13 protein-coding genes are annotated in these 13272 nt (G+C 36.5%); 3 read left to right on the forward strand and 10 right to left on the reverse strand.

What is annotated here, in order from left to right; all coding sequences use genetic code 11:
- Positions 1 to 146 precede the first annotated feature (146 nt).
- The 5 genes from ACQKIH_RS05245 to ACQKIH_RS05265 all read right to left on the reverse strand — a co-directional run bounded on the left by ACQKIH_RS05245 (position 147) and on the right by ACQKIH_RS05265 (position 6330).
- Positions 147 to 1202 carry an NAD(P)/FAD-dependent oxidoreductase gene (locus ACQKIH_RS05245; RefSeq protein WP_427764050.1) on the reverse strand — a complete coding sequence of 352 codons (1056 nt, stop codon included), beginning with the start codon at positions 1200 to 1202 and terminating at the stop codon, positions 147 to 149.
- Positions 1203 to 1238: 36 nt separating this feature from the next.
- The gene (locus tag ACQKIH_RS05250) at positions 1239 to 2954 is read right to left on the reverse strand and encodes an ABC transporter ATP-binding protein (protein WP_427763829.1); all 1716 of its coding nucleotides are present in this window, start codon (positions 2952 to 2954) and stop codon (positions 1239 to 1241) included.
- 422 nt (positions 2955 to 3376) lie between these two features.
- Positions 3377 to 4396: a FecCD family ABC transporter permease gene (locus ACQKIH_RS05255; protein WP_427764053.1), complete on the reverse strand. Its 1020-nt coding sequence runs from the start codon at positions 4394 to 4396 to the stop codon at positions 3377 to 3379.
- A 14-nt stretch (positions 4397 to 4410) separates the two neighbouring features.
- Positions 4411 to 5466: a FecCD family ABC transporter permease gene (locus ACQKIH_RS05260; protein WP_057983473.1), complete on the reverse strand. Its 1056-nt coding sequence runs from the start codon at positions 5464 to 5466 to the stop codon at positions 4411 to 4413.
- A gap of 69 nt (positions 5467 to 5535) precedes the next feature.
- Positions 5536 to 6330, reverse strand: a complete 795-nt coding sequence (locus tag ACQKIH_RS05265; RefSeq protein ID WP_427763832.1) for an ABC transporter ATP-binding protein — start codon at positions 6328 to 6330, stop codon at positions 5536 to 5538.
- Positions 6331 to 6757: 427 nt separating this feature from the next.
- Here ACQKIH_RS05265 and ACQKIH_RS05270 point away from each other — a divergent pair, with 427 nt between their 5' ends.
- The gene (locus tag ACQKIH_RS05270; RefSeq protein WP_427763834.1) at positions 6758 to 6937 is read left to right on the forward strand and encodes a hypothetical protein; all 180 of its coding nucleotides are present in this window, start codon (positions 6758 to 6760) and stop codon (positions 6935 to 6937) included.
- A gap of 54 nt (positions 6938 to 6991) precedes the next feature.
- Here ACQKIH_RS05270 and ACQKIH_RS05275 read toward each other — a convergent pair whose 3' ends face one another.
- Positions 6992 to 7978, reverse strand: coding sequence for a DMT family transporter (locus ACQKIH_RS05275; protein ID WP_427763836.1), 987 nt, complete (start codon positions 7976 to 7978; stop codon positions 6992 to 6994).
- A gap of 134 nt (positions 7979 to 8112) precedes the next feature.
- Here ACQKIH_RS05275 and ACQKIH_RS05280 point away from each other — a divergent pair, with 134 nt between their 5' ends.
- Together ACQKIH_RS05280 and ACQKIH_RS05285 are read left to right on the forward strand one after the other, a co-directional pair.
- Positions 8113 to 8991, forward strand: coding sequence for a LysR family transcriptional regulator (locus tag ACQKIH_RS05280; RefSeq protein ID WP_427763838.1), 879 nt, complete (start codon positions 8113 to 8115; stop codon positions 8989 to 8991).
- A 104-nt stretch (positions 8992 to 9095) separates the two neighbouring features.
- Entirely contained in the window at positions 9096 to 9296 is a 201-nt protein-coding gene (locus tag ACQKIH_RS05285; protein ID WP_427763840.1) for a hypothetical protein, read from the forward strand.
- Between the two features lie 293 nt (positions 9297 to 9589).
- Here ACQKIH_RS05285 and ACQKIH_RS05290 read toward each other — a convergent pair whose 3' ends face one another.
- Genes ACQKIH_RS05290 through ACQKIH_RS05305 form a run of 4 tightly spaced genes read right to left on the reverse strand, consistent with a single transcriptional unit; the run spans position 9590 to position 13216 of the window.
- Positions 9590 to 10855 carry an erythromycin esterase family protein gene (locus tag ACQKIH_RS05290; protein WP_427763843.1) on the reverse strand — a complete coding sequence of 422 codons (1266 nt, stop codon included), beginning with the start codon at positions 10853 to 10855 and terminating at the stop codon, positions 9590 to 9592.
- A 14-nt stretch (positions 10856 to 10869) separates the two neighbouring features.
- Positions 10870 to 11598: an ABC transporter permease gene (locus tag ACQKIH_RS05295; protein ID WP_427763845.1), complete on the reverse strand. Its 729-nt coding sequence runs from the start codon at positions 11596 to 11598 to the stop codon at positions 10870 to 10872.
- Positions 11598 to 12308, reverse strand: coding sequence for an ABC transporter permease (locus ACQKIH_RS05300; RefSeq protein WP_427763847.1), 711 nt, complete (start codon positions 12306 to 12308; stop codon positions 11598 to 11600). Before ACQKIH_RS05300 ends, ACQKIH_RS05295 begins: the two co-directional genes overlap by 1 nt.
- On the reverse strand, positions 12305 to 13216 hold the full coding sequence (locus ACQKIH_RS05305) for an ABC transporter ATP-binding protein (protein WP_427763849.1): 912 nt from the start codon (positions 13214 to 13216) through the stop codon (positions 12305 to 12307). The genes ACQKIH_RS05300 and ACQKIH_RS05305 overlap by 4 nt, the downstream gene beginning before the upstream one ends.
- Between the last annotated feature and the right edge of the window lie 56 nt (positions 13217 to 13272).

The raw sequence follows: 13272 nt of genomic DNA on the forward strand, positions 1-13272 counted from the left end.
ATTAATGTGAATCTATCCATTTTGAACATTTGTATAACACTTCTGCTTTACTCCCATCAAAATTTTACTGCTGTATCTTTATATGGGGAATTTTTCTATATCTTCTAAAAGGAATGGCTTTTGTTCTATATCCATAAAGCGGTCACCTAACTTCTTACTTTCCTATAGTTGTTGTCATCCAAACCAAATTTTTTATTCTTTTCTTTGAACCGAATATTATGTGAGGATACATACGCCACTTTCGGTGCATCTGGTTCAATATATAACTTTGCACTATTGAGGGCAAGTACTCCATCTGTAAATGCACCAGCAATTAACCTTACCTTGCTTTCATGGTCGATGAAATCTCCTGCACCATAAATACCAGGTATGTTAGTTTCTCGTTTGTTATTCACAACAGCTACATCATTTGTCATTTCCAAACCCCATTCAACTAATGGACCATAATCACATTTCAGACCATGATTAACGATGACTGCGTCCACTCTGATTTTCTCAACTTCCCCTGTCTCAATTTGAGAAATAGACACTTGGTTTATGGAATCCCCAGTCCCATGTAACTGGACTACTTCATATGGGGTACGCACATCTACTGAAGACTCTCTCATTTTAAGAACATTCTTCTCATGTCCACCAAATTCATCACGTCGGTGAACGACTATTACACTTGCTGCTATCCGTTCAAGTTCATTTGCCCAGTCTACTGCTGAGTTTCCCCCACCAGAGATCAATACGTGTTTGTCACGAAAAACCTCAAGTTCTTGTACTGTATAATGTAAGTTTGTAACTTCATAACGGTCTGCACCCTCGATTTCTAGCTTTTGCATAGTTAAAACGCCATAACCTACAGCTAAAATAACAGTCTTCGAATAATGCTTTTCTCCAGATGCTGTAGTCAAAATAAATGTTTCGTCCTCTAATCTTTCCAATCCCACTACCTGTTGATTTAATACAATATTTGCATCGAAAGTTTTTGCCTGTTCTTCAAGCTGAGAAATTAATTGTTCCCCTTTAATGGGGGTTACCCCACCAACATCCCAAATCATTTTTTCTGGATAAATGAGCATTCTTCCTCCTAGCTTTGGTCCACATTCAATAATTTTCGTTTTTAAATCACGCATTCCACTATAAAAAGCAGTATACATACCTGCTGGGCCACCACCAATAATGGTTACATCGTATAATTCTAATTCTTCCATTATGTTCTATTCCTCCAAACAACTTATCTATTTTTTCAATTAGGCCCCAAATTGAGCAAGGTGAAGTTTTCTATATGCCCCTTTTAAAGCTAATAACTCTTCATGATTTCCTTGCTCTACTATGCCATCCTCCGTCACGACTACAATGCGATCTGCATTTTTAATCGTTGCTAATCGATGCGCTATAACAAGGGTAGTACGTCCTTGTGATAATTTTGTTAGAGCCTGTTGAATTGCTACTTCCGTTTCAGTATCAAGCGCAGATGTTGCTTCATCTAAAATAAGAATGGATGGATTTTTAAGAAACATGCGAGCAATAGAAAGACGTTGTTTTTGACCACCTGACAGTTTGACGCCACGTTCTCCAATCAATGTGTCCATCCCTTCTGATTGAGAAAGAATAATGTTTTCTAACTGAGCTCTTCTTGCAGCTTCCCATATCTCTTCATCTGAAGCACTGAGTTTACCGTAAGCTATATTTTCTCGAATCGTTCCGTCAAAAAGGAATACATCCTGTTGTACAATTCCAATTTGGGAGCGAAGTGATTCAAGAGTCATTTGTCGAGTATCAATACCATCAATCATTAATGATCCGCTGTTAACATCATAAAAACGAGGTAAAAGACTACAAATAGTCGTTTTTCCTGCACCCGATGGTCCAACAAGGGCTACTGTTTCACCTGCACGGACCATTAAGTTAATGTTATCCAAAACATTTTCCTTGCCTTCATAACTAAACGAAACACCTTGGTACTCTATATTTCCTTTTAAATGTTGAACATTAATTGCACCCGGAGCATCTGCTACATCTGGTGCTGTCTCAAGCATTTCAATATAACGCTTAAAGCCCGCAATTCCTTTCGGGTACATTTCAATTACAGCATTGATTTGTTGAATAGGGCCTAAAAATACATTTGATAAGAGAACAAAAGCAATAAACTCTCCGTATGTCATTTGTTTATTTATAACGAACCAAGTCCCGCATAGTAAAACAAACAAAGTTACAACCTTCATAAGGATATAGCTAACGGATGAATTCCAAGCCATAATTCTATAAGCTACTAACTTTGACTTACGAAATCGATTATTATTTTCATTGAATTGAGCAATTTCATGTTCTTCATTCACAAATGCTTGAACAACTCGCATACCACTCACATTATTTTCTACACGTGCATTAAAATCAGCAATATCTGCAAAAAAACGATTAAATGCTACGGTCATCTTTTTACTGAAATATAGGGATAAACAAATAATTAGTGGAACAATAATAAATGTAAGAACGGCCAATTGCGGATTTATTGAAAACATTAAAGCAAATGCCCCTGTGAGCGTCATGATAGCGATAAACAAATCTTCAGGTCCATGGTGTGCAATTTCACCGATATCCATTAAATCATTTGTCATTCTTGAAACTAAATGCCCAGTCTTATTGTTATCAAAAAAGCGGAACGACAACTTCTGCACATGAGTAAATAGCTCTTTACGCATATCCGTTTCAATACTAATCCCAAGTTTATGTCCCCAATAAGTGACGATATAATGGAGTGCTGAGCTAATAATATATATTCCAAATAACGTAAGACATCCCCATAAAATCCATTTCCAATTTGAGCTAGGTAATAGATCATCCACTACACGATTAACTGCTAGTGGGAAAGCAAGCTCCAATACAGCAGCTATTATCGCGCAGGAAAAGTCTAGAATAAATAGCCCTTTATATGGCTGATAGTAAGAAAAGAATCGCTTTAACAATCTCAACCACACTCCTAAAAGTTTGTAGAAGTATTATTTTCTACATTCTGAAATCTTTCATTGAAAGATACCACTTACCTAATTAACAGAATTAACCCCCTATCGAAATTGATAATCATTCTCATTTATTTCAGTTTAACATATTACCCTATTTCAAATAAATGGACAAAATCCAGAGTTTCTTTGTACAAATTCAAGGATTTATTCTGATGGTATTAGTATGTAAATATACAAAAAAGAGACTTTATCTTACATCTATAAAGATTCAGATTCAGTCTCTTACTTAAGCATTCTATTTAAAACCATTTTGATTAACTTTTATTTCCACAATCTACTTTGCACCAAACAAACCGTCAACTTCACCAGTTTGAGCAATTACAGCAATAGGATCATATGATTGTGGTCTATGCTTCTTTAAACTTCTAATCCTTTATTCTTGATAATAAATATAGGAAATACGGTGCTCCTATAACTGCGACTACAATTCCTGCTGGTATTTCCGAAGGTTGCAAAATCCAACGACCAATAGTATCGGCAATAAGAACTAAAAGACCTCCCGTTAAAGCTGCAGTTGGTATTACATATTGATGTCTAGAACCAACTAATTGGCGAGCTAAATGCGGCCCAATAAGTCCGACAAAGCCAATGCCACCACTGATGGACACACTTGCTCCTGCTAATCCAACTGCTGCAGCAAGTAACACACGTCTCTCTTTTTCAATAGATGCCCCTAGTCCTGTAGCAGTTAAATCACCTAAATTTAATACATTTAATACACGTGCTTTTGAAAAAATAAATGGAATTAATACAACAATCCATGGTAACAAGGAAAAGACAAATTTCCAATTTGATCCCCAAATACTACCTGCTAACCAAGTCGCGACAAATTGATAATTATCTGGACTTAGACGAAGCGTTAAAACAATCATGGCAGAACTAATTCCTGCTGCAATCGCCACACCCGTCAGTATTAATCTCATAGGTGAAATTCCTTCATTACGTTTATAAGATAATGCATAAATGATTATCGCTGTTATGCCTGCACCTGTGAATGCCAATATCGGAAGTAAAAATACTGGTGCTGCGGTAGTTGATGAAAAAAAAGAGATGAAAAGCATAACAGCTAATCCCGCTCCAGCATTAATCCCTAGAATTCCAGGGTCTGCCAATGCATTCTGTGAAATTCCCTGTAAAACACATCCAGATACTGCAAGTCCCATACCAACTAATACTGCAATTATTATTCGCGGCAATCTAAATTCAAATAAAATAAGATGCTGCTTTTCAGTTCCAGATCCAAATAGTGTTTGGATGACTTCTAATGGTGATAATCTAATAAAGCCTGTATTCATGCTAATCATAAAAACTATGACAATGAGCAAACAAAGAATGCCGATAATAAAAAGATTTTTCCTCATTGACTTTCGCTGGCTATTTGTCATATACGTTTGTTCTTTCATAGTTCTTTGCCTCCCTTTCTTGCGAGATAAAGGAAGAATGGAACCCCGATTAATGCAATTAATGCGCCAATTGGTGTCTCATAAGGAGGATTAATCATTCTTGCAGCTAAATCCGCTAGTACAACTAACAAGCCTCCAAGGACAATCGAGCAAGGAATAATCCAGCGGTAATCATGACCTATTAAAAAACGAGTAAGATGAGGAACGATTAACCCTACAAAACCTACAGCTCCTACGACAGAAACAGCAGTACCAGCCAAAACTAAAACTATAATCATGCCAAACAATTTAATCGTTTTTGTCTTTTGACCGAGTCCAATAGCAACCTCTTCCCCAAGGCTCAATAAAGTAATAGATCGAGAGAGTATCACAGCACCTATCATGGCAACAATAATCCAAGGAGCCATAATTTGAAGATTAATCCACTTCGTCCCTGATACCCCACCTGCATACCAAAATGCTAAATCTTGCCCTATTTGAAAGTAAAGAGCGATCCCTTCACTAAGTGCACCTAACAAAGCGCTAACTGCTGCGCCAGCAAGTACAAGACGTATAGGTGTTAAACCGCCTCGTGACAGTGAACCTACACCGTATACAATGAGTACACCTAGACCAGCTCCTAAAAAGGAAAACATTATTAAGTACATATAAGGGAGTCCAGGAAAAAATGCAAAACACAGTGCCAGCATAAATGAAGCACCAGCATTTAAACCTAGTAGACCAGAGTCAGCTAATGGATTCCGAGTCATTCCTTGCATAAGTGCACCAGCTACCGCAAAACATGAACCGACCATTGCGGCACCTAGAACACGTGGCATACGTATATCTCGAATAATTTGATGTGATGTGATTTCCGGATTGAAATTAAACACAGCGGTCCAAACAGTAGCAAGCTTTATGTCAGCAGCACCGAGTGAAATGGATAGACCAATTGCAAAAAGTAAAGCAGTCATACCTCCAAACAATATAACTATAGCTATTAGTGGATGCGAATGTTTTTTTATTTCTTCTAATGTTTCTATTTCTGCAGATTCTTCTGCTGGCGTAGACATACTTTTCCTCCTTCATACCAAACTAAACTTAGTCTGGTATCCTACTTGTATTGATCTTTGATAAAAAAATCATTCATTCTTCTGATTTAATTGATAGGAAAGACATATTGGATTTTTACTAAAAGGACAAGTTGTCATTCTAGCATCGATATTAAATACACTTTGTAAATTTAGACAAGTCATGACTTCCTCTGGACTTCCTTCTTTTATCAATGTGCCATTCTTCATTGAGATCATATTGTGCGAGAATCGAGATGCGTGATTTAAGTCATGAAGCACCATTACAATTGTTCTGCCTTCCTCTTCATTTAACCGTTGTAAGAGTATCAAAACTTCCAGTTGGTGAGCCAAATCCAGATAGGTTGTCGGCTCATCAAGAATTAGTATTTCAGTTCCTTGCGCAAGTGCCATCGCAATCCAAACTCGCTGCCTTTGTCCACCCGATAATGCTTCAACAGAACGATCCTTAAACTCATTCAACCCAGTTACAAAAATTGCCCAATTAATATGTTCATAATCTTCTTTTTTTAATGTACCAAAGCCACTCTGATGCGGGAATCGACCATATGACACCAGTTCGAATACGGTTAAACCACCAGGTGCATTTGCGGATTGCGGTAAAATCGCCATACGTTTTGCAACTTCCTTCGTTTGTAACTGATGAATCGCTCGTCCATCAAGGTATACAGCACCACTTTGGGTTTTTAACACCCTAGAAATCGCTTTTAATAATGTTGATTTACCACATCCATTTGGCCCAATTATCGTCGTAATTTTCCCTTTCGGAATAGACACACTTAAATCCTCTACAATTAGTGAGTTTGCATAACCTACTGCCACATGATCAATAGTTAAAACTGTCATATTAAGTACTTCCTTCCTTTTACTTTGTCTATAATCTTTTAGTAATTTTTTTTAGCTGGCTTTCACCTTAATGTAAAATTGTCTATTCTTATAAGTAACATTTAGATATCAATCGTATTTTCTTGATACATATAAAGAGAATCAGAACTTTATTTAAACCTTCAAATGATAATGATTATCAATCCCATCTTTTAATACTAGATACTTTATTTGTAAATGTCAATATGAAGAATGACTAGAATTTAAATAGTAGAAAATTTTTTATTGAATACTTGGTGGATTGTGTGGTGTGGGAATGATCTGCACCTGGCGCAAAAATAATTTAGAAAATTACCTAAAAATTCAAATACTGAGTAAAATTTAATGTACTGTGTTATCTAACCATTCTAGAAAGAAATTTCATCCAGTTAAGTAAAAGGTAGTTTAAATGGATATGAATGATACTTTAAAACAAGACATCAATGAAGAATATAAAAAGCATAACTTAGATAGGCATTTAATCGTAGCTATCGGCGGGTTAGGTGGTGCAGGAAAAACTACGCTTGTTTATCAATTTAAAACGTTTCTTCCTCAATGTTTGTTAAACAACGAAGCAACAGAAAAATGAAAAAGCGTCTTCTCTACAAACTACTGTGTAGAAAAGACGCTCGAATACATCCCTTTATTCACTTAGTAACTTTCTAGTTTTCAGCACTTTGCTCCTCGGAGACAATTGCTCTGACAACTTTTTCTTCTGATTCATTCGAATATATATATTATTCGATACGAGAGAGAAAAGGATAAAAATGATTCCAATAATCTCATAGGAAGTTACTTGATTACCTTGAACAATTGAAATAACAAGTGTTGTTACCGGAACAAAGTTAATAAACAAAAGTCCGTTCAATGGAGTTAGAATACTGACCCCTATGTTCCACCCTACTAATGCAATAACACCTGGGAAAATAATCATAAATAATAAATGTGGACTTACAATTTTAATCGTTTCAACTGTTGGTGGAGTAACATATCCCATAAGCGTTAATGTAAACACAATTACAACTGCAGTCAAAGTTCCCATTAAACAACTTAATGTGGAATAGCGGAGCGCAGACCACCCTCTAAACTGATTTCCTCCCATTGTGTATATTACCCATCCAATAACCGCGATTAAGATAAGGAAAGATGGTATAATATCATCCGTTGCAGAAAGAAACGATACTAAATTACCTTTTGTAATAACAAGCATTGCGCCGATAAATGCTACTAAAACACATAACAGGGTAAATGTATAAGGGCGGCGTCTATGTAAAACCCATACAATAACAATGGAGATCATCGGCATTAAAGATTCCATAATAGATGCAACCATTACGCCTGGCTCACCTAATAAATCTTCTCCCCAGAAAATGAGTAAATTATAAACAGTAAATGCCATTGTACCGAAAAACCAAAGCGATGCTGCTTTTCCTTCTAATTGAAAAGCCTCTTTCCCTTCCTTCCAATAGAGAATTACAACTAAGATAACCGTCACTGCTCCATAACGGAAAATAGTAAAGTAGAATGGATCAATATATTGAAAAGCATGATGAGCAATAGGAAACATCGCTCCCCATGACACACTTGCAATAAAACATAAAATAACACCTAATAAAACATTATTTTTCATAACATACCAATCTCCTTCACAATATTGCCTTATTCATTAAACTCCATAATCACCCATCATGTAAAATGAACAAAAATGATGTTTGTTATCATTTTTAGTGATACCATTAAGAAAATGAATGATGAGGTAAAATAATGGAATTAAAAGATTTAGAGATTTTCCAAAAGGTCGCTGAAAAAGGTACCGTTACAGAAGCAGCAAAAGAGTTAAGTTATGTGCAGTCAAATATTACATCGAGGATCCAAAAGCTTGAAACGGAGCTAAATACGCCATTGTTCAACCGACATAATCGAGGAATGAGTTTAACACCAGAAGGAAAAAAACTATTAGCATATTGCGAAAAGATATTATCATTAACAAACGAAATGGTAAAAGTTGTGCAAAGTAGAGAAGAACCTTCTGGTAAATTAGAAATAGGCACAGTTGAAACTGTCATTAAACTACCGACAATTCTATCAACGTACACTAAAAAATATAAGCATGTGGATTTGTCGCTATTCTCTGGAGTGACTGAAAAGCTGCAAGAAGATGTATTAAATCATCAGATTGATGGAGCTTTTGTGACTGAGATAGCCCCTCACCCAGATCTTGTGTACCATAATGTTTTTCAAGAAGAGCTTGTATTAATATCAGATGTAAACACAACATCCATCGAACAATTAATACATGAGCCATTCTTATGTTTTAGTAAGGGGTGTGGTTACCGCGCAAGACTTGAAGCCTGGTATAAAGATCAACATATTATCCCTCAAAAAGTAATGGAGTTTGGCACTTTAGAAACGATATTAAGCAGTGTTGTCGTCGGTCTTGGTATCACATTTGTTCCAAAATCAACCGTTTTACATTTGGAAAAAAAGGGACTCATTCTCTGCCATTCTCTTCCTGAAAAATATAGCAAAATCAACACAGTTTTCGTGAGAAGATCCAATTCATACCTTACCTCAACAATCGAAAAATTTATCGAAACAATTGAATTGAGTAAAAGTGAAACGTCTGAACTTCAGTCTTTTTAACAATTGTAAGCGGTCAAATACACATAACACCGTCCATAAAAATCTGAACGGTGTTGATGTTATTTCCTCTGAACTACTTCCCCGATATTTAATACATAACAGAAGTGCAGCATTTAAAAGAGCATGTAAGGTTCGAGCAAATTGTACCTATTAAAAAAGAAGTAGCAAAAGCAATCGTTCCACCAAAACAGCCCGTCCAAAAAGAAACATCTATAGTCCAAGAAAATATCGCTCCCCAAAAAGAAAAACGCTCACTTGAAGATTCGTCTATACGGGCATTGCCAAGAATTTTATTGGCGATTTAGAAAAAGGATTAAGGAAATATCAAAATAAATATTGGTTAGCAGTGGATTATTATATTAAAGAGCTGAATCCTTTAAAATTCGCTCATCGTATTCACCGTTTATAATAATTGGCCAGTCACATTAATAGCCTACCCCAGTACATCACTTTAGGACTTGTGCATATTATCATCAATACACACAAGTCCTTTCATTTTTGCTATCTCTCTACTGCTTTGTTCGCGGACCAGGCAACTTGAATGGTTTACCTATACTTCATTATTGTTATAAGACGCCTGCACCGATTGCAAAAAAAATTACTCAATAACAGTCGTTGGTGTCGCCTCTTTCACAATGATTAAACCGTCGTATGCTTCATTCGGTATCATTTCAATCGTATAAAACATCTTCGCGAACTTATACCACGAACGAAAATCATCGCCTATATTCCCCATTTTTTGTTCAGTAGAAAGAATCGTTGCTAACTCTTTTGATGTGCTAGCTTGCTCAAAATCTACATAAAAAACATTTTCCTCTACACCACTAAAGGCATCTACTAAATCGTTATGATGCTCCAATGTATAGTTTTTTCGTTCACCCGAGCTGCCATTTAGTGCTTGGAATGTATTATCAATAAAATCTGTACCAATCGAAAAATATGCCTCGCCGTAAATTTCCTCTAAATAATCACCCATTGCTTTATAACCTGCTAATGACGCCGATGTTTTTTCGATATGCCCATTATGTGCAGAAATCAGTACTTTATCATGCCCGCGCGCCGCTTCAAAATCCACAATCCATTGCAGATTTTCTGCTAAATATTGGTCTCGCAAATGGGCATAATTGCTATCATTTAAAAATAACTGCGTACGTTGCTTCATAATTTGTGCGTATTGTAATGCCAATGCAAAGGACTCTTCCGAAGAACTTGATCTATATACTGGGCTATTTAACTGTAAATCTGAAATAATCGTGTCCATCGTTGCATCCAGTTCTTGCAGTTGGCTATTTGTTAATTCACGCATCGTCTCATTAGAAACATGCTCCAACTGTTTTACATAACCTTTTGCCGCATCCCCGTTCACTTTTTCATAATAATCTAGCAATCCTATTTTACTGTAATCATAGCGTTGCATGTCATTGCCGTAAAAATAAACTTGCTCATTCTCATCTACCGTCCTGTTGTAATCATGCATCCATTGCACGAGCGCTATCATCTGCTCCGTTTGGTAAATTTTATAGTCAAGGGCATTAACAGCCTCTTCAGCAGTACCATTGCCCGTTAATATAAACTGATTAATTTGCTGTGCACCACCGAAATCGCCTTCTAAAACAAAGACACGAACATCTTCATTCTCAACTAAAGCTTGAAATAAATCCTTTTTCAATTCATGAAATTCAATATTCCCATGTGTCGCTTCTCCAAAACCGATGACTTTCACATCATTTGGAATATCAATAGTTTCTACCGTTGATGTATATTGTGCTACATTTTCTACTGCCTCTCCAGTACCACACCCTGCTAAGAAAACAGAAAGAGCTATGGATGCAGTTACAAACCAACTTTTTTTCAACGCAAACATTCCTCCTAAGCAAGTTATACTGCTTTTCTCTGAAAGTACAAATAACCTCCAATGAAAAACAATAGAAAACTACCACCTACAACCGCAATTAATTGAACCCATGGCACAAAAAATACATCTCCTGTGCTTCCACCGATATTCATCATGAAGAAAGGTTGCACCCACGGATAATAAGGGCCAAATTGTTCAGAATTTGCAACGATTATCGCTGGCAAGGTAAAAATGACGTTCACTGCAAAAGGAGCAGCAAAACTTTTAAACATCACAGACATCCACAATTGCAATGCAACTAAGGGAAAAGTAGCTACCCATCCTCCAAAAATACTCTTCCAAACGATTTCCATTGGGAATGGATCTGTATAACCTTTTATCATTCCTACCGCATAGATTGAACTTAAATATAATAATTGCATCGCCATAATTAGCAGCATGATTAATACAAATTTTGCTACAAATACTCTTCCCCTCGTGACAGGCAATGCTAACAGCTGTTTCCAGCCACCCGCTTGGTGCTCATATCTACAAATAACACTTGCAAAAATCCCTGAAATAAGTGGCAGAAACAATAATGCATATGTTAAATTCATCGAAACTAACGCGAAATACCATTTATTCACATCATAATCATCCTCAAAACTGATCGCTAACCCTATAAACAGTCCAATCATCGGTCCTGTAAAAATAAGCGGAATCATTTTTGATTTCCATAATTTATACCATTCAGAGTGAAGTATCGCGCGCATTATTTCACATCCCTTCTCGTGAAATCGATCATTCCAACGATATATAATAGAACCCCTACACCTAGACCTAGTGCCACATTGATGATTGGTTCATTCCATTCATTCATTAAAGATGGCCACTTCCAAATCATCCAATCTGGCAAATTATACGCTGAAAAGGCAAAGATCACACCGAAGACCCCAGTAGTAATTGGGATCGCTTGATTTTGACTAACTGTCGCAATCCACAGCTGCAATGCCAATACAGGCAATGACGCTAAAAACGGATAATAACTGGATTTAACTATCTCCGTATAAGGAATAGCCGCTCCCAAATCTAAATACACTCCGTAAGCAAGTGATAAAACCAACAAAAGCGAAGAAGATACAAATAATAATAGAGCGAGTACGGTAAACTTGGATAAATACACTTTCATTTTCGATACCGGTAAAGCTATTAACTGCTTCCATGCATTTGTTTCACTTTCAATGCTCGCCATGAAAGATGTTAAGATCGCAATCCCTAAAATAAGTGCAAGTGGGGTAAACGCATGTACATTTCCTAAATAATAGCCCCAATCATCGTCACTTTGCTGTAACAAATAGTCTTTTCTTATTCCGTAATTGACCGTTTGTAGCGCCACTACCCCAATAGGGCCTAAAGCGGTTAAAAACCATAATCCTTTACGTTTAATTTTTAAGAAGTCCGACGACAAAAGTTTACCCATCATATCGCCTGCACTCCCGCCGTCATTTGAAGGAATATATCCTCCAATGATTGTTTTTCTTCTTCTACGCGATAAACCGAAAAATCCTCTTGCACAAGAATCTGAACAATTTGCGCTACTTTTTCATCAGAGCATTCATCGAGTACAATTTGCCCCTCTTTGCATTCCGCTTTAATCCCATGTGCCACTAACAACCGCCACGCTTGCTCACTTTTATTCACCTTAAATAATACTTTTGGCTGTGCATGCATTCGCATTGCTTCAATTGAATCTTGAAAAATCATTTTCCCTTTCGAAACAATGCCAACTGTTGTCGCCATTTGATCAATTTCAGACAATAAATGACTTGAAATCATGACCGTCATCCCATATTCAGATGGAAGTCTTTTAATTAGATTTCGAATTTCAATAATGCCAGATGGATCAAGCCCATTTGTTGGTTCATCTAAAATTAATAATTCTGGATTGTGTAATAGTGAAGCGGCAATACCTAGACGCTGCTTCATACCAAGCGAAAATCCTTTCACTTTTTTATTAGCTGCCTCTGTTAAACGAACAATTGCTAACACTTCATCAATGCGCGCTTTTGGAACACCTAAAATTTTTCGTAATGCTTCTAAATTTTCATACGCTGTTAAATGCGGATAATAGGATGGATTTTCAACTAATGAACCAATTTTCGATAATATTTCGATGCGTTCCTTTGTTATATCCTTTTGAAAGATTTTTATCTTGCCAGCTGTCGGTTTCATCAACCCTAAAAGCATACGAATAGTCGTTGTTTTCCCTGCGCCATTTGGGCCTAAAAATCCGTATATTTCCCCTTTACGAATTTTTAAATCTAACCTTGATACTGCCTGCTCTTTACCAAATGATTTTGATAAGTTTTCTGTTTGTACGATATATTCCATTTCCCTCACCTCTTTATTTAGCATAAACAACCAAGTTTAAAAGCAGGTACGAACGA

This window comes from Solibacillus cecembensis (genome assembly GCF_050272495.1).
GTDB lineage: Bacteria > Bacillota > Bacilli > Bacillales_A > Planococcaceae > Solibacillus > Solibacillus cecembensis.